The following is a 22,755-nucleotide window of genomic DNA, read 5'->3' on the forward strand; positions in this document are numbered from 1 at the left end:
TCCTTAATATAATTATTTTATTTATATAAACAATTCAAAGTTGGAACAAAGTACTTTTTAAAACTATATAAGTTAATGCTGTAGGATTTATTCAAAACTCTAGCTTGAATGTGGTGCCAGCTTGGCTGCTACTTACAGTGATTTGGCCATTATGCAGGCGCATAATTTGTTGAGATAAGGCCAGGCCTATTCCTGATCCGTTAGGCTTGGTAGTGAAAAAGGGAATGAAAATCTGATCTATTTTATCATCAGCTATACCACTACCATTATCCTGAATTTCTATGCTTACTCTTGGGGTTTGATTTACTTTAATACATAGCCTGGGCTCTGGCGATTTTTCAGTAGCTTCAAGCCCATTTTTTAAGAGGTTGATAAGAACCTGAGCCAGTAATTTAGGATCTCCCAGTATTTGAATGTTTTCGGCTTCATAAATCACTTTTAGGTCTACGTTTTTTAGGAGAGGGGAGAGTAAGTGAATTACATTATCAATAAGTAATTCTGTTTTGAAAAGCTCATACTTTGGGCTGGGTAATTGCGTGAGGCTTCGGTAGGCTTGAGTGAATGATTGTAAGCCCATGCTCCTGTTTCTGATAGCATCTAAACCTTGTAGTACTTTTTCTACCGTAGTTTCATTGAAATTTTCTTCTCTTTGAACTATCTGGTGCAGAGTGTCTGATAATGAGCTTATAGGCGTTACAGAGTTCATAATTTCATGAGTGAGCACTCTGATCAGCTTTTGCCAGGCATCCATCTCATTAGCATCTAGTTCGTTTTTAATGTTTTGGAATGAAATGAGCTTATGATAATGGTCTTTTAACTTAAACTCAGCGGCATAAATATTTAAATGCAGCAGGGAGCCATCTATTGTTAATTTTATCAGTTTGTTTTCTCCTGGTTTTAGAGATTGAACTACTTGTAAAAGCTCTGGGCTAACAGATTTTAATCCGCTGAGGTAGAGGAGTTGAGGTTTTTGAAGTAACTCTTTTAAAGCATTATTAATAAGGTGAATTTTCTCATTTTCATCATAGCTCAAAATGCCTACTTTGACGTGCTCAACCAATGCTTCCAGATATAAATGGTGCATTTCCTTTTCAGAATTGAGGTCATGAAACTTACGGGTTATTTTATTGTAAGTAGAATGAAGATCGTTTAATGATCTAGTGTTTCCCGTTTCTGCAAAAGAAGTAGTAAAATCGTTTTGTAAGAGGGCGGTAAGGAATGTGGTGAAGTTTCTATTGGTCTTATCTATGAAATAAATAAATTCAAGAATGGAGATTGTAGCAAATACGCCTAAATACACACTCCTCAAATACTTTTCTGCTACCAACAAACAGTAGATGAGTAAGCAGAGTATGCAGGTGAGAATAAGGATTCTTAAAATGACTTTAAGCCTGAAGTTTTTAGACATGCCTTTTACTTTATATTGTATTTATCCATTCGTCGGTACATGGCTCCGCGAGAAAGACCTAGCTCTTTAGCGGCATGACTAATGTTGCCCTGGTGCTTTTTAATGGCATTATGAATAGCCCAGGCTTCCAGATTTTCAAGGTTATAATCATCAAAGACCTGATTTACATCTCGCTGACTAAGGAATGAAAAGTCAGAAGTAGTAAGTTCATGGCCTTCGCATAATATTACAGCCCTTTCTATAGCATGCTGTAGTTCACGAATGTTGCCTGGCCAATTGTGCTTTTGCAGTTTTTTGATTACCTCCTCTGATATGATTAGGTCTTTTTTGTGATATTTATTTCCATAAAGTGTTAAAAAATACTGGATCAAAAGAGGCATGTCGGCTAACCTTTCGGTCAGTGGTGGTATGGTTATTTCAACTGTATTAATTCTATATAATAAGTCTTCTCTAAACTCTCCTTGTTTCACCATTTCTTTTAGGTTACTGTTAGTAGCGCAGATGATTCTTACATCAATATCTACAGCGTGGTTTGTACCTAGTTTGGTTACTTTTCTGCTTTGCAGCACGGTTAAAAGCTTAGCTTGTAGAGCAGGAGTGAGGTTGCCAATCTCATCCAGGAAGATAGTGCCTCCAGAAGCTGCTTCAAACCTACCAATGCGATCTTCTTTAGCATCAGTAAAGGCCCCTTTTTTATGGCCGAACAATTCACTTTCAAAGAGGCTTTCAGAAATGGAGCCTAGATCTACACTTATAAAAGCCTGGTGAGCTCGATTAGAAGCCCGATGGATGGCCCTGGCAGCTACTTCCTTTCCAGTACCGTTTTCACCAAGAATAAGCACATCAGCATCAGTGTGTGCTACTTTGCTGATGATGTAAATCACGCTTTTCATAGCTCGTGATTTGCCTATCATATTAGAAAACGCTGAATCTGCTGTGGAGGAAAGTATCTTGTTTCTTGATTCTAACTTTTCTATTTCTCGCTGCTGTTGGGCTAACGCCATAGCCGTTTGTACAGTGGCTAGCAGTTTTTCGTTTTGCCAGGGTTTCACTATAAAATCTGTAGCTCCTTCTTTCATGGCTTCCACCGCAAGGTTTACTTCTCCATAGGCTGTCATGAGTAATACCTGAGTGGCGGGTGATAGTTCCTTTATTTTCCTAAGCCACTTTAAGCCTTCTTTTCCTGAGGTTTCACCTTGCTGAAAATTCATATCAAGAAGTGCCAGATCATAATCCTTATCTGTAAGTTCATCTTCTATATGTAAGGGAGAATTGATAGTTTTGATTTCGCTATAGTACTGCTCTAAAAACATTTTTACCGTGAGCAGTATGAAATCATCATCATCAATGACCAATATTTTTCCAGATAGCATAGGTGTATTTATTTTCGTAAATGTATTTAATTGAAATCAAACGGCCATAAGTACTGCCCACTGATGGACACTTTTGTGTTCTATGGATGAACATTATTAAAATTGTAGCTGATGTTGTTTGTTATTAAGTTATTGAATTTCAGTAATTTAAAGTAATGGCATTGTATTGGTAAAGGGCGAGTAGGAATAATTGGACAACTTATGCTTAGCAACTATATAAAAATTGCATTTAGAAATTTATTACGTTTTAAAGGGTATACCCTTATCAATTTTATAGGCCTTTCTATAGGCCTTACAGTAGGCATACTCATTATGCTTTTTGCTATTAATGAAACCTCTTTTGATCAGATGCATAGCAAGGCTGATCGGATTTACAGAACAGTAACACTTACTGATGATTCCAGCGCAGAAGATGGTTATGCTGGTATGGGCTGGGGAGTAGGTCATGAACTCAGAACTAAATACCCGGAAGTAGAAAGTGTAGTTTACTTTAAGAGTGCCTTTTCATTAAATGTATTTGATCAGGGTAAGCAATATGAGCATAAGCTATATTTCGCCAGTAATGATTTTTTTAATGTGTTTTCTTTTGATGTGCTAGAAGGTGATGCTGGTAAAGCTTTGGCTAAGCCAAATTCTGTAGTGATCACCAAAGAAATGAAAGAGAGGTATTTCGGTAAAGCAGAAGCCTTGGGAAAACTAGTTGCTTTAAGTGACTCCTCTGAGTATGAGGTAACTGCCGTGCTGGATGATCTTCCAGCTAATTCTCACCTTCAGTTTGATATGCTGCTATCTTTTACTACATACGAGCAGATGAATCCTTATTTCACTTACAGTGGAGGCTGGGGAAATTTAAATGTGTTTAATTATGTGCTGCTGAAGCCTGATGTTGATGTACAGAAATTTAAGGCTAAAGTGAGGAATATTTATCTTGATAATGCAGGTGAAATGCTTCAGTCTTTTGGTGCTTCATGGTATGTGGGTGTGGAGCCATTGAATGATATTTACCTAAGGTCAAATATATCTAATCCTTTCGGGCCAAATGGCTCATGGAGTCAGGTGGTTTTGGTTATTTCTATAGCTGTATTTATCATCATTCTGGCGTGTATCAATTTTATAAATCTTACTACCGCGCGTTCTGTATACAGAGCTAAAGAAGTGGGGCTGCGTAAGGTGGTGGGCTCCTCCAGAACTTCATTATTCTGGCAATTTTTGAGCGAATCATTCTTCCTTACATTACTGTCTTTCATAGTGGTGGTGATAATATTAGATATTGTATTGCCTTATTTTAATCAACTTATGGGTAGGTCTTATAGCTTCAGTCAGCTATTTTCTATTCAAGTGATTGCCGCTGCTCTTATATTGGTAATAGTAGTATCCTTTTTAGCAGGGTTTTATCCGGCTATTGTGTTATCTGGTTATAAGCCTATTTCTATTTTAAGCGGGAAAATGCAGACTTCTAAGAGAGGAGTTGGGCTTAGAAAGGTATTGGTGGTGTGTCAGTTTGTGATCTCTTCAGGCTTAGTGCTTGCCACTCTAATTGTTATTGATCAGTTACAGTTTATGAAAAATCAGGACTTGGGCTTTTCTAAAGATCAGGTGCTGGTGTTAGATTTAAAAAGGTTAGATAATGCTAAGAGCTTACAAGTTTTAAAAAATCAGTTGACAGGATATACTGGTGTGCAGTCCCTGGCTTATACTAATGCCTTACCAGGTAGGCCGGGTTGGCAAGGTCAAGTGGCCATTCCTGAAGGGTTTCCTGATGATAAAAGTGTTACTACCGAATATATGGCGGTCGATGAAGATTATATCAACACGCTTGAGCTCAATTTATTAGCAGGAAGAAATTTTGATTTGAGCCGGGTGTCAGATCTTGATGATGGTCTTATCATCAATGAAGTTTCAATGAAGGAGATGGGCTGGGTAGAGCCGGAGCAAGCCATAGGTAAAAAAATCACCTCTCCTTCAGGTTATCCGAAAGGAACAATAATAGCCGTAGTTAAAGATTATCATGGAGTAGGGCTGCAGGAGAAAATTTGGCCTAAAGTAATGGATTATAATCCGCAGGCATTTTCTTACCTGGCTATTAGGTTATCAACCGGAAATACAGGAGAAACTATTAGCAATATAGGGAATTTGTGGGGAGACTTATTCCCTGATTATACATTTGATTATTATTTCCTTGATCAGGATTTTGATCGTCAATACGCGCATGAAGAGCGACTCATAAGTGTGCTTACCCTCTTTACCATACTTACTGTGGTAGTGGCTGCCATTGGTTTGTTAGGATTAATATCTTTTATGATTCTCTCTAAATCTAAAGAGATAGGCGTAAGAAAGGTGTTGGGAGCCAGCAGTTGGAGTATTTCCAAATTACTATCTAAAGAGTTTATGATACTCATTATTATAGCCAATATATTGGTGATACCTTTTGTGTGGTATTTTGGAACGCAGTGGTTGGAGCAGTATGCTTATCATATAGAATTGAACTTGTTTATTTTCCCTATAACTATACTTGTTACTGTGTGTATAGCTTTTTTGGTGGTTGGGGTCAAAACCATCAGAGCTTCTCTTTCTAACCCGGTAGAAACTCTACGGGCCGATTAATCAATAACTCAAACTACAACATCATGCTCAAGAATTATCTGAAAATTGCCATAAGGAATTTACGGCGTCACGTTTCGTATTCCATTATTAACATCATTGGATTAACCGTAGGTTTAACGGCGGCCTGTTTTCTCTTTCTTTATGTTTCAGATGAACTGAAGTATGATCAGGGCTATGCTAAATCTGACAGGATAGCTCGTGTGGTGGAGGTAGAAATAGGTGTAGAAGGAGAGGAGCAATGGGCATTTACTTCAGGGCAGATGGGGCCTGCACTGGTGGAGGCATTCCCTAACGTGGTGAACCAAGTGAGGTTGATACAGCCTTTTGGTCATATAAATCTTGAGTGGAAGGGGGAGAGGACTGAGGAGCGCAATTGGGTAATGGCAGACAGTACCTATTTTCAAATATTTGATTTTGAATTTATTGAAGGAGATCCTGAAACAGCTTTAGATCAACCTAATTCTGTGGTAATAAGAGATGTAATTGCTGAAAAGTATTTTGGTGACGAACCTGCCTTGGGTAAAGTACTGCCGTTTATCCAGATGGAGCCGGTTAAGATCACCGGTGTGATTAAAACTAAAAAGAATATTACTTATAGACATGATGTAATCCTTTCCAGAAATGATGCTATTGTGGGAATGGATCGTGTTAAAAAGGGTCTCGAAGCTTGGGATAGGTTATTCTCCACCACATTTGTAGAATTGGCCTCTCCTGATGATTTAACTGAGATCAATAAGCAATTGCCAGAATTTGTGTCTCGTTTTCGTAATAATGTGGCTGATTTGGGTGATCCTTACTTACAGGCTAATGAAGACATATACTTGAATTCCACAGATATAGAGTCTCATGCTGATGTAAAGGGGAGTTGGTTTTATGTTTATTTGTTCATAGCAATTGGTTTATTCATACTAAGTATTGCTTGTATTAATTATGTGAATTTGGCTACAGCCAGGTCCACGGAAAGGGCAAGAGAAATAGGTATAAGAAAGGTGTCCGGAGCTTACAAGAAGCAATTGATATTTCAGTTTCTCAGTGAGTCGGTATTGATTTCGGGCATTGCCTTTTTTCTTTCTGTAGGATTGGTTGATGTACTTCTTCCATTTTTTTCATCTATTGCCGGCAAAGAGCTGGTGATGGATGTCGCTACTTTTTTTAAGGTACTGCAAGTGCTATTTGCCATGTCTTTATTTACAGGGCTAGTGGCAGGCCTATACCCGGCGTTTTATTTAGCGAGTCTAAAGCCTTCTCAAACGCTAAAAGGAGAGATTTCAGCCTCCAAATCAGGACTTATACTTAGAAAGTCTTTGGTGATATTTCAGTTTACCTTGTCAATTATCATGATCATAGCTACCATAGTGATGTATCAGCAGATGGAATTTGTTAATAATAAATCACTAGGATTCGATAAAGAGCATATCCTCAATATAGATATCAATGCTGGTAATGTGAGAAGAAACTTTAGTGCTATGAAAGATGAGTTTTCTAAAATCTCTCAAGTGACCAGTGTGGCTACCTCATCTCGTTTACCTGGCGATTGGAAGTATATAAATCAGGTTACAGCCAAAACTTATGGTGATAAAAAGGATTCTCTGGAAAGTTATTTTATGGCCTTTGATGAAGATATGCTTTCTACTTATGATCTGAAGCTGATGCAAGGCGAGAATTTTAGAGGATCATTAGGAATAGATTCTAGCTCACTCATGATTAATGAAACGGCTGCTCGTCAGATTTTTGGTGAGGCTAATCCTGTTGGAGAAAAAATGGCCATTGGTAACGTGGCATACCCTTTTACGGTAGTTGGTGTCATCAAGGATTTCAACTTCCAATCACTTCACCAGCCAGTGCGCCCTTTATTAATTGGTTACTATCATAATCCTGTTACGGCTATTGATTATTTCTCTCTCAAGATTGCTCCTCATGCTGATTATGCCGCTGTGGTGGAGGCTGCAAAAGGGGTGCACCTTAAGTTTGATGATTACACGGCTATGGAATACCACTTTCTAGACTCTCAGTTAGATCTTTTTTATAGAGCAGAAATCAAGGCTCAGCGCATTTTTGAAGTGGGAGCTTTCATTGCCATATTGATCGCCTGTATGGGTTTATTTGGGTTGTCATCCTTCTTGTTAAGGAAAAGAGTAAAAGAGGTAAGTATAAGGAAAGTGTTGGGCGCCAGTACCTATCAGCTCTTTTTGCAGCTCTCTAAAACCTTTGTTTTTCAAGTGCTCACCGCTACTGTAATAGCCGTACCCTTAGCTTGGTGGCTCATGGATAGTTGGCTAAACTATTTCACTTATCATGTGGAAATCGGTGTAGTGGTATTTGTGGTCGCCGGCTTTTTTGGGGTGTTGATAACAGTGCTCACCACCGGCTATCAAACCATAAAAACTACCCGGGCCAATCCTGCTACCACCTTAAAGTCAGAATGAAATTAAAGAAAAAGGCCGCAATTCAGCGGCCTTTTTAATATCTATCTCTTCTCTTGTTGAATGTCTTTTCGCTTTTTAATCTGCCTTTTTAGCTTGTCTACCACTTCCATTACAGATTCTCTAAAACTTTCTGACTGGTACTCGGCAAAAAGCGTTGGCCCAGGTAAAAAGACTTTAATTTCGCAGACTTTGGTTTCATCATGATCGTTGAATACGGTTTTTAAGTAAACATCTACTCCGGTAATCTGATCATCAAGTTTGGTGAGATGTTTTAATCTTTCATCCACAAAGTCAAGCAACTCCTGATTGGCATTAAAGCCTACAGTTTGTATGTCGGTTTTCATATATTTGGTTTATTTATTAGCGTCCTCCTATTAATCTTAATAGTAAAATAATAACAGCTGCGATGAGTAGCACATGAATGAACCACCCCAGGTCAAAATAAAAGAACCCGAACAGCCAACCCAATATTAGCACGATTAAGACAATTAGAAAACAACCTTTCATTTTAATTCAATTTTTTTCTGGTAACGGTCGCTATATTCATGCCATGTGGTAAGCGAGTAATTATTAATGAATTACGAGTAATTAGCTGTGGAATAATATAAACGTTAACCCTTTTTTTCTACAATTTCTATTACTTTTATCCTCATGTATTGTGCAGTAAATCATAATGTGATACCCGTAGAAGAAGCGGCTATCAGTATTCGTGATCTCAGTGTTTTGAGAGGTTATGGTATATTCGATTTTTTTAGAACAGATTATGGAATTCCGTTATTTATAGATGATCATCTGGCTCGGCTGGAGTATTCTTCAAAGAAAATTTTTCCTAAGGCTCAATTGGATATTGAAGCGGTTAGGGCTACTATTTCGAGCTTGATGAACCGTAACAATAAGCCACTTTCCGGTATTAGAATAGTGAGGACAGGAGGGGTAACGCCTAATGGTTATGAGCCAGGAACTCCTAATCTTATCATCACTCAGGAAGATATATCTTTCCCTTCTGCTGAAAAATATAATAATGGCGTAAAGCTGATCTCTTATGAATTTCAAAGAGAGTTGGTGGATGTGAAGACTATTAGCTATATGACTGGAATATGGTTGCAAGAAAAAGTACATGCAGCCGGTGCTTATGACATTTTGTATCATCAAGCACAAAAGGTGAGTGAGCTTACCAGAAGTAATTTTTTTATTATTGATGAGAATGATACTTTAATTACGCCTCCTGATAATATTCTAAAAGGAGTTACAAGAAAAAAGGTTTTGGAGCTGGCAGGGCAATTTATGAAGGTAGAGGAAAGAGGAATTAGGTTGGATGATGTGTTCAAAGCTAAGGAAGCCTTTCTTACCGGTACCACTAAAAGAGTGCTGCCCGTAACTCAGGTAGATGATAATATGATAGGAAGTGGAAAGCCTGGCTCTAAAACTAAAGCCATAATGGAGGCTTTTAAGAAACTAGAAAACGAATACTTTGATAATTATAGAAAGAATTAAAATATAGAAATGAGCAAAATAAGCATCGTATCCTGGAATGTAAACGGAATAAGAGCAATAGTAAAGAAGGAGTTTGTAGAAAACGTAAAAAAAATGGATCCTGATATTTTATGCCTTCAGGAGACAAAAGGGTCAGTTGAAGATGTGAAGACGGCTTTAGAACTGTTGCCTGAGTATAAGCATTTTGCGAATGCCTCAAAGGCAAGAAAGGGCTATTCTGGTACGGCTATATTAACAAAAGAGGAGCCTATCTCCGTTACTTACGATCTTGATTATGAAGAGCATGACCAGGAAGGTAGAGTGATAACTGCAGAATTTGAGTCTTTCTATTTAATTAATGTGTATACTCCGAATTCCGGACAAGGATTAAAAAGGCTTGATTATAGACAAACCTGGGATGAATATTTCTTGGGCTATATGAAAAAGTTAGAAGAGAAGAAGCCAGTGATATTATGTGGTGATTTGAATGTGGCTCATGAAGAGATTGACATTGCCCGACCTAAGCAAAACTATAATAAATCGGCGGGCTTTACCCAGCAAGAAATTGATGGCTTTGATAAATATTTAGCTGAAGGATATGTAGATGCATTCAGACATTTTTACCCTGAAGAAGTAAAATACAGCTATTGGAATTATATGTTCAATGCCAGAGCTAATAATGTGGGCTGGAGAATAGATTACTTTTTGGTAAGCCAAGCCTTAATGCCAAAAGTAGAAGACTCTCAGATTCACAATGAATACATGGGCTCAGATCATTGCCCTGTGGAGTTGGTGATGAAGATGGGGTAAGTATATAAGCTTTCTGTAAAACAAAAAAAGCCATCTGTGATAATGAATCATAGATGGCTTTTATAATGATTTTGATTTTTGTTTATCCGTAAATATCGTTAAGCACTCCAGCTAATCTTATTCCAGCAAGTTTTAGTCTTTCTTTTACTGTATGCCAGTTTTTGTAGCGATATTCATAGTTGATCTCCTTTTTCTCCGGGAGGTTATATACTTGTTCTCTGAGTGACATAGACTCATAAGCCCAATCTCTCACGGAGCTACTTTGCCATTCTTTAATTTGATCTTTGGTCGCGTGGTTTACTACATCACCAAGTTCTGTATAGCTGTAGTTTTCCGAATCTATCATGCCGCTGTCCCATACAGAGTGCAGGTTTGACGGATTCCAGAACCACTTTACTTTCACCTGGTTGCCGCCCATATCTTCACCAGTACCTACATGTAAAGGCTGGTGGATATCTCCGATTAGATGAGTAAGGATTTTAATGCCTTCCGCTTCTTTTTCTTTACTAAGACCGCCTTTTTTAAGGTCTGCTATTACCCTTTCTATAGTTTCAATAGCATCACCGTCAGGGTTCTTCTCAGTTTCTTCATAGGTTTTACCATCAGGTATAGTTACCCAGTGCCAGTCATGAGTATGATCATAAGCATGGTCAGATTTTATGTTATCCATCCAGTTACTTACCGTGGCTAATGATTCTCCATTAAGTATTTCTGTGATGTGTTTTTTAGCTTTTTTAGATAGGTGTTGTTCGGCTACATATCCAACTACACGGTGTCCGGTCATACCCCATCCAAATACCTGCATAGAAGCAAACAGGCATAGAATAAATGTTACTTTCTTTAGCATACTATAAGGTTTTTCTACATTATCTTCAAATGTAGGTAAGGTAGCCTAAAGAACGGTAAATAAGATGTTATTTTTTGATCTCTGATGATTGCTTTTCCAGATCGAAAAGGTCATTTAGAACATCAATCAAAGTTTCGGCTTCCCCACGCTGACAAGCAGCTTTCAGCTGTAGTACAGGGAGCTTCATTATCTTTTGCATCATGCTCTTGGTTACCTTGTCTATCACTTTTGCCTCTTTAGAATCAGCATTTTTAAGGTATCTGGCCATCTCTTCCTTACGAATGTCTTCTAAAGCATTTTTCAGCTTTTTGATAGTAGGAGAGACCATCATTTCTTTAGACCAGTTGTTAAAATCAACTATGGCTTCTGAGATGATGTTTTCAACTTCAGGTATGGCATCAATTCTCTTTTGGAGAGCTTCTGAAGTTTTGCTTTGAATGTTGTCGATATTATAAACCAGAGCTCCTGGAGTATCCTCTATTTCCATTTCTACACTTCTAGGTACAGAAAGGTCAATAAAGAATTTAAAGGAAAGTATTTCTAGTTTACTAACTAATGCTTTGGTTATGAAAGGCTCATTAGCAGCTACTGATGAAATAATTACATCAGCATTTTGAATAGCTTGAAATACCTGGTTAAAAGGAATTACGTTAAAGTTGCACTCTTGCGCCAGTTCTATGGCTTTAGCTTCTGTGCGGTTAATGATATTTACTTCTGCAAACTTAGAGTCAACAAGGTTACGACAAACATCTTTTCCTATTTCTCCTAATCCAAGAATTAAGATTTTAGGATCTTTAATGTCTTTAGTAATATCCTCTGCTAGCTCTTTAGCTGCATAAGAAACAGAAGCAGCTCCATCTCTGAATGCTGTTTCTTGTACCACTCTTTTATTAGTGAAAAAGATCGTGTGCATTAGCCTGTGTAAAAACGGGCCTGCGGTATCTTCATCGGCACTCCACTGGTAAGCTCTTTTTACCTGATTAGAGATTTGTAAATCACCTACTACCTGAGCATCTAGTCCCATGGCTACTCTGAAAAGGTGTTTGACTGCCTCGTGATGATTATTTTCTGATTTGAAATAACCTTGTATGGTTGTCAGGTCTAATCCTTTAATAAGGGCAATACCTTGCAGTATTACTAAGGCCTGATTAGAATTACACGCATAGTATATCTCTGTACGGTTGCAAGTTGATAAAATCAACACATCCGAAGCAGTAGAATACTCGCTGATATACTTCAATAATTGCTTAACGTGCGCCTCATCCAAGGCCAGACGTTCTCTGATGTTAATAGGAGTGTCCTTGAATGATAAGCCAAGTACTTTAAAACTTTCCTGCATCTCTATCTTATTCGTGAGCAAATTTAAGTAGTATAACCATACTTTGAAAACATCATGACTATTTAGAAATTTTTTAAATAAGTCAAGCTACAAATTTAACTAATTCTTACTTTACGAATGAATGACATATGTCAGCTATCCAACAAAAATAGATCAATTATGGTTGCTTTTATTGTTCCGAATAAGCACAAATATGCTTAAATTCTTCGATGAAGCTCTCAAAAGTGATTCGCTGGGTAAAACAAACATGGTCACTCTCTCGTGGTGAGGCCAGAGGACTGGTCATTTTTCTGCCTTTAATACTTTTGATTTTATTCGCATCCACCATATATAAAAGCTGGCTGACCTTTCAGGGAGCCGACTTGCCAGATACTCAGCGTTTAGATGAAGTGATGGGCTTAATGTATTTGGATTCTGCTGCTGAGCAAGAACCTGAAGTTAAGGTTATTTTAAAACCATTTGATCCTAATAGTATTTCTGAAGCTCAGCTGCTGGATATGGGCGTTAAGGGCTATCTGGCTAAAAACTGGGTGAAATATACATCTAAAGGAGGCTATTTTAATGATAAGGAAGATTTGAAACGCTTATATGGTATGAGTGATACTGAGTATGAACGATTAGCTCCTTTTGTTAATATAACTTCAAAAAAGAAGGAAAAGCAATCTTTTTCAATGTCTAAAGAGTCTTTTGCTGAAGATGAAGTGCTTAATGATCAAAAGTTTTTTAAGAAGAAATATGAGTTTAGAGCCTTCGATATTAATGCTGCTGATACCACGGAGCTCAAATCTTTAAAAGGAATTGGCTCTGCTTATGCAAACAGAATAGTAAAGTACAGAAATGCGCTCGGTGGTTATGTTCACAAAGATCAGCTTAAAGAAGTTTATGGGTTGAACGCAGACCTTATAAAGGGATTAGATACAGCTTGTTACATTAATGAGCATTATGATCCTGACAAATTAAATATTAATAAAGCGTTTGAAACGGAGCTTTCACGTCACCCTTATATTAATAGAAAACAGGCAAAGGCCATTGTTAATTATCGCTATCAGCATGGTGATTTTTCTCAGGCAGATGATTTATTGAAGATAAAACTATTAGACTCTGCGCAGGTTTATAGGTTAAAACCATATATCACCTTTTAGGTCATAAATAGAGCCTTCATAACTAAATGATGGTACTTGGCCGAGGGAGATGCCTTAATTTTGTTCCTTCTTATATATATTTATCTTTATTATTTGCTTCCTTAGTAACTAATATGCACGATCTGCTTAAATCATATCTGAATCGGCTTACTAACCTTACGGCCAATAACCGATCATTATTATTACTTCGCTTGCCTGTAGAGCAGTTTTTAGATCTCTACGATTTTAATTTCATAACCAAAGGTGGTTCCTGGCAAATTATAGAATCTCTTATTGCAGGAAAATCTATATCTCTATGTGCAGAAATGGATAGTAGAGATGAAGAGGTGAATCTTGCTAGCCGCAGGCTTAAAAAAATCAATAGAGCGGATAAGTTTATCTATGAAGAACGCGGATCGAGAGATTTGTACGTAGGCTGGCCTTTTGTGAGAGGTAAGTTTGCTGATGGTACTAATGTCCGCTGTCCGCTACTTTTCTTTCCTGTAGAGCTGCAGCTTATTAATAATAATTGGAGGCTGCAACCCAGAAATGATGCCGGTGTTACGCTTAATAAATCATTTTTATTGGCGTATGCTTATTATAATAAAATAAAAATTCCTGATGAACTGATAGAACGCAATCTGGAAGATTTTGATACTGATAGTACCGTTTTCAGAACTTCATTATATCAACTCTTTAAAGAAAGTATAGTAGAGCTTAACTTCAATCAGGAAAATTTTCAGGATAGTCTTCAGAAATTTTCAGAGTTTAAAAAGGCTGATTTTGATGATGAAGAAAAGCCAGGAGAGCTGAAGCTTTATCCTGAGGCCGTGGTGGGTATATTTCCGCAGGCGGGTTCTTACCTGGTGCCAGATTACATGCACTTGATTGGTAATAACCATGTGAAAGATATTGAAGAGTTCTTTGAGATGAGGACTCCATTTGAGAAAACGGAGAAGAAAGGACCTGATTATTATTTTCTGAATAGCGTGGAGGAGGAGAAGACTTTCACTCCCTTTAAAATGGATGCCTATCAGGAAAATGCTCTTAAGGCCATAAAGAAAGGCAACTCTATTGTGGTGCAAGGCCCTCCGGGAACAGGTAAATCACAGTTGATCTGTAACCTTATTGCTGATCATATTGCCATAGGTAAAAAAGTGCTGGTGGTGAGCCAGAAAAGAGCAGCGCTTGATGTGGTGTATAATAGAATGGAAGAAAAGGAGATGGTAGATTTCCTTGGATTGGTGCATGATTTTAGAAATGATAGGAGAGAAGTCTACCATAAAATAGCGAAGCAGGTAGAAAGAATAGAAGACTATAAAATCAGAAATAATGGTTTAGATGCTATTCAGCTGGAGCGTAAGTTTTTGCAAGAAAGCCGAAGAATAGATCAGATCATTGAGGAGATGGAAGAGTTTAAATACGCTCTTTTTGATGAAAGTGAATGTGGGGTGTCAGTAAAGGAATTATATCTTACTTCAGATATAGAGCAGCCTTCTATTAGTCTTAAACAAGAATATACTCATTTTAAGTTTGATGAGATTCCGGCCTTTATAAACAAACTGCATTATTATGCTCAGTATGCCGAGCGTTTTAATAAAACAGAATATGCCTGGAGAGAAAGAAATTCCTTTGAGCACTATACTATATCAGATGAACAGAAGCTATTAGCTATAATAGAAGAAGTGCCTGCCTATCAGGAGAGTATTGCTGATCAGCTAGAAGAGGTAATCGGAGCCCGCTGGACACTTGAAGATGCTGAAGCGGTTTTACAAAAGAAACAGCTGATAGTGGAAATGCTGGAGATATTAAAAAGCCCTAAAGCATATTTATACTTCCAGCATATGATGGCCTACCCTGATGATGAAACCAGTAATCTGTGGCTATCAAATACTGAACGTGTGCTGGTGGAGTGCTATAAAGGTGCGGGACCCGAAACCTCACTTTCGGCAGATAGTCTGGGTAAGTTTCAAGAGGCTTTGCAGAGAAATCTGGATGCCAGAAGAAGCGTTTTCAGACTTTTACAATGGAGACTTTTTTCTAAAGACAAGGCTTTCATGAAGAAGGTGCTGGTGGCTAACTCTTTAAAAGGCAATAAGGAAGGTTTCAATATTATGGTGGAGAAGATTGATAACCGCCTCAACCTGGAACATAATTTCACTAAGCTAAAACAAAGAGCCTGGATTACTGATGTGCCTAAAACTTATGATAAGGGGTACATCCAAAATTGGTTTCATTTACAGAAGCTTTCAGTAAAGGCTAAGCTCATATTTAATTCACTGCGTAATTTCAGAGATTATTTTAATGTTCAAAAGCTTTCTTATGAGGAGTTGAAGGAGAAAATAGAGGCTATTTTTAAAATCACAGAGCACTTACTTGAAAAGCGGGCTAGTTGGGAGGTTTACCTCACACCAAAACAAGTAAGCAATCTGCTGAACTTTCCAGAGAAGAAGAATGAGATGGTAGGTGTATTGAAAAGGGACTTCGATGCGCTTTGTGAGTATGATAAGCTGCGTAGTGATATGACCGTGCAAGAAATGCAGGTGATAGATAAAGTGGTAGATTCTATAGAAGAGGAACCTACTATTGAGAAGGTGGAGCAGCTCTTTCAAAATAGCTTAAGAATAGCCTGGATTGAGCATATAGAAACAAAATATCCTATTCTCAGGTCAGTTTCTTCTTTAAAGTTTCAGAAGCTGGAAGCGGAATTGCAAAATTGTGTGAGAGAGAAGCTCAACGTAAGTAATGACATGCTGCTGCTGCGTGCCAGAGAAAGAACGTATGAAAATGTAGAATATAACCGGTTAAATAATCGGGTCACTTATAGAGATCTGTACCATCAGGTAACTAAAAAGAGGCGAATATGGCCGCTTCGTAAGTTAATAGCTGAGCATTATGAAGAGCTTTTTAATTTAATTCCTTGCTGGATGGCTTCTCCTGAATCTGTGTCAGCTATGTTTCCTATGCGTGAAATGTTTGACCTGGTGATTTTTGATGAGGCATCGCAGTGTTTTGTAGAGCGAGGCTTGCCAGCCATGTATCGTGGTCGACAAGTGGTGATAGCTGGAGATGATAAGCAGCTTAAACCTAATGATCTATATCATGTGAGGTATGAGGAAGAAGATGATGACCTTGATCCCGCACTGGAAATAGATTCTTTGCTTGAATTGGGTAGCCAGTACTTAATGGGTATTCAGCTGCAAGGGCATTATAGAAGTAAATCACTTGATCTGATAGATTTTTCTAATCGCCATTTTTATGATGGGAACCTTCGTCTGTTGCCAGATTTTGAGGTGATTAACAATGCTGAGCCTGCCATTAAGTACATTAAACTGGATGGTGTTTGGGAGAATAATATGAACCTGGCCGAGGCGGATAAGGTAGTAGATATTTTACTGGAAATTCTGCAAGAGCAGCCTTTTAAAGATGTGGGAGTAGTAACTTTTAATGCTAAGCAGCAGCAATGCATTATGGATGTGCTTGACCAGAGATTTGAGGCTGAAGGTAGAGTAATGCCGGCTAACTGGTTCGTTAAAAATATTGAAAACGTACAGGGAGATGAGAAGGATTTCATCATCTTTTCTACTGGCTATGCCCCAGATGCAGAAGGCCGATTAATGATGCAGTTTGGTAGTTTAAATGCCATGCATGGAGAGAATAGGCTTAATGTAGCAGTAACCAGAGCCAGAGAAAAAGTGATAGTGGTAAGCAGTATTATGCCTCAGCAACTGAAAGTAGAGAATACTAAAAACGAAGGGCCTAAATTATTAAAAGCTTACCTTGAGTATGCATGGAAAGTGTCACAGGGAGAGTTTAAGCCATCACCTTTCAATGAGAAAAAGCATCATGCTGATTGGTATCTGAAAAAGAAATTGCAAGCCTGGAATGTGGTTCGGGGAGATGCATTTACACTGGAAGAAGAGCTTCCTTTTGCTGACCTTACCGTGAAAATGGAGGATGATCATTTAGGGTTGATTATCACTGATGATGATTTGTATTACCAGAGTATTTCAGTGAAAGACCTGCATGTGTATACGCCTTTTGTGCTCAGTAAAAAGAACTGGCATTTTAAAGGAATTTACAGCCGTGAGTATTGGAGTAACCGAGATCAGGTGCATGAAATGATTTATAGGTTTGTAAACCAAAGCCTGCAAGAAAAGGATTCATAAGCGGCCGCCGCATTTTTTGCAATAGGAGGCATCTGAGTCATGACCTTCGGCACCGCAGTGAGGGCAGGCCTGTGTAGTTACAGGTCTAACGCTTTTTTGCTGGTTCATCTCCGCTGATACTATGCCGGTAGGCACCGCTATAATACCATAACCTAAGATCATAATGAGAGTGGCAAGGGTTTGACCTAGCGTGGTTTGGGGAGCTATGTCTCCATAACCAACAGTGGTGAGCGTAACCACAGCCCAGTAAATACTCTTAGGTATGCTGGTGAAGCCATTTTTGCCTCCTTCTACCAAATACATCATGGTGCCCAGTACTACTACCAAAATGAACACACCGCCTATGAAAACAATAATCTTCGCTCTGCTGGCTCTAAGCGCACTGGTCAGTTGAGAGGCTTCTCCTATAAATCGACCTAATTTGAAAATCCTGAAAACCCTTAATAACCGAATACTTCGGATCACTAATAGGCTGTGAGCTCCTGCAAAGAACAGGCTTAAAAAAGTAGGGAATATTGATAGCAAGTCAATTATTCCAAAGAAGCTAAAGGCATATTTCCACGGCTTTGTTACCACCGTTAGGCGTGCTATATATTCAAGGGTAAATAAAATAGTGAAGAACCACTCTGTTATGTATAAGGCATTTCCATATTCTGCCTTTATTTCAGAAACACTTTCTAACATTACCGCCAATACGCTTAGTATGATGGCTATAAGTAATACCACATCAAAAGCTTTACCCCAGAAGGTGTCCGCCTCAAAAATGATTTCGTGTAATTTCTCCTTCCAGCTCGCCTTTGCAGTAGTGGTTTTATTCATAGAAAGCTAAAGTATTCAACCATAAGGGTTAATCCAAGCCAATCATAATAAATGCACCCCAATAAATAGGATCCGGGTATTGAGTTCTTAGTTCTTTTTTGGCATCTACGAAGGCCTGTCTTTTACTGCTTCCATTTTCCAGCCAGTTCTTGTAAAAGCTAGACATGAGAGCCTGAGTGGCGGCATCATCCACTTTAAACATGCTCATAATGAGTGATTTTGCGCCTGCTGCCAGAAAAGCCCGTTGCAATCCGAATACACCTTCGCCTACTTCCAGTTCGCCTAAGCCAGTTTCGCAAGCACTTAAAACTACTAATTCCGTCTGATCAAAATTAAGGCTCATGGCTTCATACGCGGTCAGAATGCCGTTTTCCAGATTGTAATTAAAAGAGGTTTTGTTAAGAAGGTCGCCAGCACCAGTAAGTAGTAAGCCTGTACGCATTAACGGATTTTGATTGGCTTGCATTTCAGCTCGGGTAATCTGATCTGTACCTTCTAACTGCTCCACTGGTTTAAAAAAACCATGGGTGGCTATGTGGAATATTTTTGGGTTGTCAAGTCTTTTAATCTGTTCTTCTTTGGCCTCCATTTCTGTATAGGAATTGGTAGTCCACCCTTCATTTTTTAGTAGAGATTTCAAAGAGTTCACTTCTTGCGCAGTGCCAGGCAGAGGGCTGATGGCTCCTGCCGCAGAAGCAGTGTAAAACTCAGGGTTGCCAAACATAGTAGCACTTTTTTCCTTTTGTACTACCTGCGTGGTGACCTGTCTCAAGTAAATATCTTTGGTGTTGCTCACCAGAATGATATTGGAATTGTCTATTACGTATTTGTTATCTGGAGTGGGTATGGCTTCTAGGTTTATCTGATTGTAGACGCCGTCAGCAGAAAGATAAATGGTAGGATAAGCCCCTGCTACTTCTTTAATGGGCTTCCAATAGATGTCATATGAGTGCGGGTCTCTTATTTGGTAGATAATGCTGTTACGATAAAATTTAAAGTATTTGCCTTCTAATTCATGTCCGTTGCTAATTAATACTACAGCAGGCTCTTTTTGTTCATCTTTATGCTTAATGTACATGGCTGCATAAATCACAGAGTCAGAAAAGAATTGATCAAAATGACGGTATCTGAGCATTTCTATGGCGATCTCATTAGGCTTGAGTGCTTGCTGAACATGATGCCATTCTATGGTTTTTTCTTCTATATTGGAACTGAAGAGCTCTGATTTCTGACTTAATTCTTTTTCTAGTTGATCTACTTCGCGTGATAAGATGATGGGATCTATTTCATTTTCCATCAGTTGTTCCGTACTCATGGAAAGGGCATCAGTAAGAAGTTCTTTCTTAGAAAGCCATGAATGATAAGCAGCTTTCAGTTCAGTGTCTGTGCTGTTCATAATGCGCTCACGAATTTTTAAAGAAGAGTTGAGTAGAATGGCTTTGGTGAGTAGCGCATTGTTATAAACTTCTCCTATTATTTCAGGACTTTGATCTTTTAAATTAAAAGCTAGCGTGTTATAAAATTCAAAATCAGGCCTAATGGTATTCCAGTATTTGGCTTTCTCTCTTTCGCTCAATGCAGGGAAATAGGTTTTGATGAATTTTCTGTAATTAGCTAACGCTTCTTCTATGTATTTACGGCTGGCTTTAGTGTCGCCCTCCATAAAATATACTTTGCTGAGCTTAGAGAGTACTTTTACATACTCAGGATGGCTGTTATTGAAGAATTTCTCATAGAGCTTTTTTGACTTGTTATAATTTTCCTCTGCCAAATTGTACTTACCCTGATAATAATAAACATCTCCTGTGAGGGTATAAATGCTGGCTGCATTAATATTATTCCTTCTTCCTACTTTACTCTCCCAGATGTTTTGAGCAATAGCTAAGGCCTGGAAAGCTTCATTATATTTTTTCTGAGCAATATTTACTTTGGCTTGCTCTGTAATGATTTTGGCATATTGAGGATTTTGATTGCCCAGTTTGGCTTCAATAATGTGCTTACTTTCTTCAATTAAGTCAGCCACTTCGCTAAGCTGGTCTCCGTCATAAAATTTGATAATAGCCAGTTGAGCCTGTAATTGCCCCACTTTTATATGCTTGTCTCCAAATTGAGTTTTTTCAATATCTATGGCCTCTTGTATTATCTCTTCGGCTTTTTCATAATCACCTATGCTGGTGTGCACTTCCGACAGAAGCATTAATGGAGCTGTGGTTTTCGATGACTTTGCTCCAAAAATTTTAACAGCTATGTCATAAGCTTTTTTAGCGGTAGTTTCTGCTTCCGGGTATTGTCCATTGATCAGTTCTAGCTGCCCTCGACTTACCAGGGGACCAATCAGTTTTCTGGATTGAGGGCCAAATCGGCTCTCGTATTTTGAAATAAGGCCAGTGAGCATATCTTCACTTTCAGAGTATTTGCCCAGCGTAATGTACAGATCTACCATTTTTTCGGTAGCGCGGAGGTCGTTGTAATTAGCTAATGCATCAACTTTCTTTTGCCATTTTTTAGATTCAGCAAGGATGCTTTCCGTTTCATCGAACAAACCAAAAATAGCTTGTAGCTCCGCTTGCGTTTCTAGCGCGCTGACATAACTTAGTGCATGTCTTTCGTCTTTTCGGTATTCTTCTAAAATGCTTAATGCCTTATTGATATTTGTTCCTGCCTCTTCATATTCGCCGATTTCAATATTAAGCATGGCTATTTTATTTAGCTCTTCTCCATAGGCAGGGTCATTATCCTGATATTTGCTTCTGGCTGCATCTTTAGCGGTTTCTAATGTTGCTTTAGCTTTTTGATACTGATCGGTGTCTTTATAAAGCAGCGCAATATGATTGAGTATGTTTATATAATCTTTATGCCAAGGGTTGATCTGTGGTTTTACAATCGAAAAAAAGCTTTCATTATATATGGCCTCAGCTTCTTTAATTTTACTGGTGTAATCCAGATAATAGTGGGCAAGCTCTAGTTTAGCTAAGTGATATTCAGGAGATTCTTTACCATAAAGCTCTTCTTTAATGTTAAGGATGTCTCTTAAGTTAGTTTCTGCGGCAGATAAATTTTCTTCTTGCAAGGCTAGCCGATATAGGAAATCCAGAATTTCGATGGTTTTCTGGTGGGTTTTAGGCAGACTCTTGGTGTTATTGATAATAGAGGCAGCTTTAATGGCCAGATTTTGGGTTCTGTCTTTAGCTAATTTTGCATCGAACTCTATGGCCTCCAGGTTGATGTAGTGGAGGCTTTTCTTTTTGAAATTCTTCTTAATGGCTTTTTCATACTCTTTTTTCACACTTCTGTATTTGCCTCTGTCTCCACTAATTTGATATTGTTTCAATAAAGCCTGATAAAGGTCAAAGGCCAGGAAATGAGAGGCTTCATGTTGCTTTTTAAGGTTGTTCAAGGTTTTGTCGAAGCGCGTTTCTTTGGGCATTTTAGCTTCAAGGCCATTTTCTATTAAAAAAACACCTAACAAATACTGGTTATATACATAATGAATGTCTGCCTTTCCTAGCTCAGAGCTTATCCATGATTCTGCTTTGAGAAAGGCGCTGTCTGCACTCAGGTAATTACCTTTTTTTCTGAAAGTATTTGCTTTTAGGGTGAGTAAAGAGGCGTAATGATGTAGCCTGTGCTGAACTTCTTCATCAGATAAACGACGGGTTTTTATTTTGCCATCTTCTACAAAGGTTTCTTTATTGATATTTGAACCATCAAAACCATTAATCATGGTGTTAAGTAACTCTAGCGATTCTTCGTAATACCCCTGACCTGTAAGTGTTTTGGCTTTGGTGAGATATATATTGTCTTTTAAATAGTCATTTTCTTGTTGCGCAAGTATTGCTTCAGCGGCTTGTATGTATTGCATGGACATAACATAATGACCGTATTGAACATAAATTTTGGCTATTTCTGTCAGGTTAGCAGCATGCTGTATACTTGATTTTTCATTCACCTCTTCACTCAATGCAATGGCTTTATTTAAGCTTTCCTCAAAGTCTGTAAGTACGCCCTGTGTGAGGTGATAGCGAGCTTCTCTAATGTGATATTGAACGATGTAGTCGTTTTGCTGTCCTAGCTTTTTAGAGACCTTCTTCTTGAATTTTGTTAAATGTTTTACTGCTTTAGAGTAATCTCCCTTATCATAAGCGTCGTCTGCCTTGCTCAGCGCACGGTCCCATTTTTGAGCGAAAGAATGAAGCGAGAGGCAAAAAAATGATAAAAGTAAAATGACTTTTATGGTGCCGGCAAACTTAGTATGTGAGTTTTTTAATACCATTTGTCTAGCATTTGATTCAAGTTTCTGAAGTAAAGCCTATTCCTTTTTTAGGTCTTCAGTAAATAAATACTAGTTAATAAAAATTTAGATATT

At 38.2% G+C, this 22,755-nt stretch carries 14 protein-coding genes; 6 read left to right on the forward strand and 8 right to left on the reverse strand.

Annotated features, from left to right (window positions below; all coding sequences use genetic code 11):
• Positions 1-91: 91 nt before the first annotated feature.
• The gene (locus LVD15_RS13255) at positions 92-1,408 is read right to left on the reverse strand and encodes a sensor histidine kinase (RefSeq protein WP_233780800.1); all 1,317 of its coding nucleotides are present in this window, start codon (positions 1,406-1,408) and stop codon (positions 92-94) included.
• Positions 1,409-1,413: 5 nt separating this feature from the next.
• Entirely contained in the window at positions 1,414-2,781 is a 1,368-nt protein-coding gene (locus tag LVD15_RS13260; RefSeq protein WP_233780801.1) for a sigma-54-dependent transcriptional regulator, read from the reverse strand.
• Positions 2,782-2,982: 201 nt separating this feature from the next.
• On the opposite strand from LVD15_RS13260, the gene LVD15_RS13265 reads away from it, so the two are divergent.
• Positions 2,983-5,385, forward strand: coding sequence for an FtsX-like permease family protein (locus tag LVD15_RS13265; RefSeq protein ID WP_233780802.1), 2,403 nt, complete (start codon positions 2,983-2,985; stop codon positions 5,383-5,385).
• A gap of 23 nt (positions 5,386-5,408) precedes the next feature.
• Entirely contained in the window at positions 5,409-7,811 is a 2,403-nt protein-coding gene (locus LVD15_RS13270) for an ABC transporter permease (RefSeq protein ID WP_233780803.1), read from the forward strand.
• Positions 7,812-7,852: 41 nt separating this feature from the next.
• Here LVD15_RS13270 and hpf read toward each other — a convergent pair whose 3' ends face one another.
• Both hpf and LVD15_RS13280 read right to left on the reverse strand, forming a co-directional pair.
• Positions 7,853-8,155, reverse strand: a complete 303-nt coding sequence (gene hpf, locus LVD15_RS13275; RefSeq protein WP_233780804.1) for a ribosome hibernation-promoting factor, HPF/YfiA family — start codon at positions 8,153-8,155, stop codon at positions 7,853-7,855.
• Positions 8,156-8,171: 16 nt separating this feature from the next.
• On the reverse strand, positions 8,172-8,318 hold the full coding sequence (locus tag LVD15_RS13280) for a lmo0937 family membrane protein (RefSeq protein ID WP_233780805.1): 147 nt from the start codon (positions 8,316-8,318) through the stop codon (positions 8,172-8,174).
• A gap of 144 nt (positions 8,319-8,462) precedes the next feature.
• Between LVD15_RS13280 and LVD15_RS13285 the strand changes: the two genes are divergently transcribed.
• Positions 8,463-9,305, forward strand: a complete 843-nt coding sequence (locus LVD15_RS13285; RefSeq protein ID WP_233780806.1) for an aminotransferase class IV — start codon at positions 8,463-8,465, stop codon at positions 9,303-9,305.
• 9 nt (positions 9,306-9,314) lie between these two features.
• Entirely contained in the window at positions 9,315-10,094 is a 780-nt protein-coding gene (locus LVD15_RS13290; protein ID WP_233780807.1) for an exodeoxyribonuclease III, read from the forward strand.
• 82 nt (positions 10,095-10,176) lie between these two features.
• Here the strand turns inward: LVD15_RS13290 and LVD15_RS13295 are convergent, their stop codons facing one another.
• Positions 10,177-10,941: a S1/P1 nuclease gene (locus tag LVD15_RS13295; protein ID WP_233780808.1), complete on the reverse strand. Its 765-nt coding sequence runs from the start codon at positions 10,939-10,941 to the stop codon at positions 10,177-10,179.
• A gap of 67 nt (positions 10,942-11,008) precedes the next feature.
• Positions 11,009-12,280 (reverse strand): glutamyl-tRNA reductase, encoded by a 1,272-nt coding sequence (gene hemA / locus LVD15_RS13300; RefSeq protein ID WP_233780959.1) that lies wholly within the window; start codon positions 12,278-12,280, stop codon positions 11,009-11,011.
• Positions 12,281-12,489: 209 nt separating this feature from the next.
• On the opposite strand from hemA, the gene LVD15_RS13305 reads away from it, so the two are divergent.
• Entirely contained in the window at positions 12,490-13,422 is a 933-nt protein-coding gene (locus tag LVD15_RS13305) for a ComEA family DNA-binding protein (RefSeq protein WP_233780809.1), read from the forward strand.
• Positions 13,423-13,535: 113 nt separating this feature from the next.
• A complete protein-coding gene (locus LVD15_RS13310) occupies positions 13,536-17,570 on the forward strand; it encodes an AAA domain-containing protein (RefSeq protein ID WP_233780810.1) in 4,035 nt (1,344 codons plus the stop codon).
• Here the strand turns inward: LVD15_RS13310 and LVD15_RS13315 are convergent.
• Entirely contained in the window at positions 17,565-18,389 is an 825-nt protein-coding gene (locus tag LVD15_RS13315) for an ion transporter (protein ID WP_233780811.1), read from the reverse strand. The genes LVD15_RS13310 and LVD15_RS13315 overlap by 6 nt on opposite strands.
• A gap of 28 nt (positions 18,390-18,417) precedes the next feature.
• On the reverse strand, positions 18,418-22,662 hold the full coding sequence (locus LVD15_RS13320; RefSeq protein WP_233780812.1) for a CHAT domain-containing protein: 4,245 nt from the start codon (positions 22,660-22,662) through the stop codon (positions 18,418-18,420).
• Positions 22,663-22,755 lie beyond the last annotated feature (93 nt).

It is taken from the genome of Fulvivirga maritima, from assembly GCF_021389955.1.
GTDB lineage: Bacteria > Bacteroidota > Bacteroidia > Cytophagales > Cyclobacteriaceae > Fulvivirga > Fulvivirga maritima.

Excerpts from the sequence above, each read along its gene's own strand:
- hemA (WP_233780959.1), bottom strand. The coding sequence starts at position 12,280 with ATGCAGGAAAGTTTTAAAGTACTTGGCTTATCATTCAAGGACACTCCT.
- hpf (WP_233780804.1), bottom strand. The coding sequence starts at position 8,155 with ATGAAAACCGACATACAAACTGTAGGCTTTAATGCCAATCAGGAGTTG.
- LVD15_RS13280 (WP_233780805.1), bottom strand. The coding sequence starts at position 8,318 with ATGAAAGGTTGTTTTCTAATTGTCTTAATCGTGCTAATATTGGGTTGG.
- LVD15_RS13315 (WP_233780811.1), bottom strand. The coding sequence starts at position 18,389 with ATGAATAAAACCACTACTGCAAAGGCGAGCTGGAAGGAGAAATTACAC.
- LVD15_RS13270 (WP_233780803.1), top strand. The coding sequence starts at position 5,409 with ATGCTCAAGAATTATCTGAAAATTGCCATAAGGAATTTACGGCGTCAC.
- LVD15_RS13290 (WP_233780807.1), top strand. The coding sequence starts at position 9,315 with ATGAGCAAAATAAGCATCGTATCCTGGAATGTAAACGGAATAAGAGCA.
- LVD15_RS13255 (WP_233780800.1), bottom strand. The coding sequence starts at position 1,408 with ATGTCTAAAAACTTCAGGCTTAAAGTCATTTTAAGAATCCTTATTCTC.
- LVD15_RS13320 (WP_233780812.1), bottom strand. The coding sequence starts at position 22,662 with ATGGTATTAAAAAACTCACATACTAAGTTTGCCGGCACCATAAAAGTC.
- LVD15_RS13285 (WP_233780806.1), top strand. The coding sequence starts at position 8,463 with ATGTATTGTGCAGTAAATCATAATGTGATACCCGTAGAAGAAGCGGCT.
- LVD15_RS13260 (WP_233780801.1), bottom strand. The coding sequence starts at position 2,781 with ATGCTATCTGGAAAAATATTGGTCATTGATGATGATGATTTCATACTG.
- LVD15_RS13310 (WP_233780810.1), top strand. The coding sequence starts at position 13,536 with ATGCACGATCTGCTTAAATCATATCTGAATCGGCTTACTAACCTTACG.
- LVD15_RS13305 (WP_233780809.1), top strand. The coding sequence starts at position 12,490 with ATGAAGCTCTCAAAAGTGATTCGCTGGGTAAAACAAACATGGTCACTC.
- LVD15_RS13265 (WP_233780802.1), top strand. The coding sequence starts at position 2,983 with ATGCTTAGCAACTATATAAAAATTGCATTTAGAAATTTATTACGTTTT.
- LVD15_RS13295 (WP_233780808.1), bottom strand. The coding sequence starts at position 10,941 with ATGCTAAAGAAAGTAACATTTATTCTATGCCTGTTTGCTTCTATGCAG.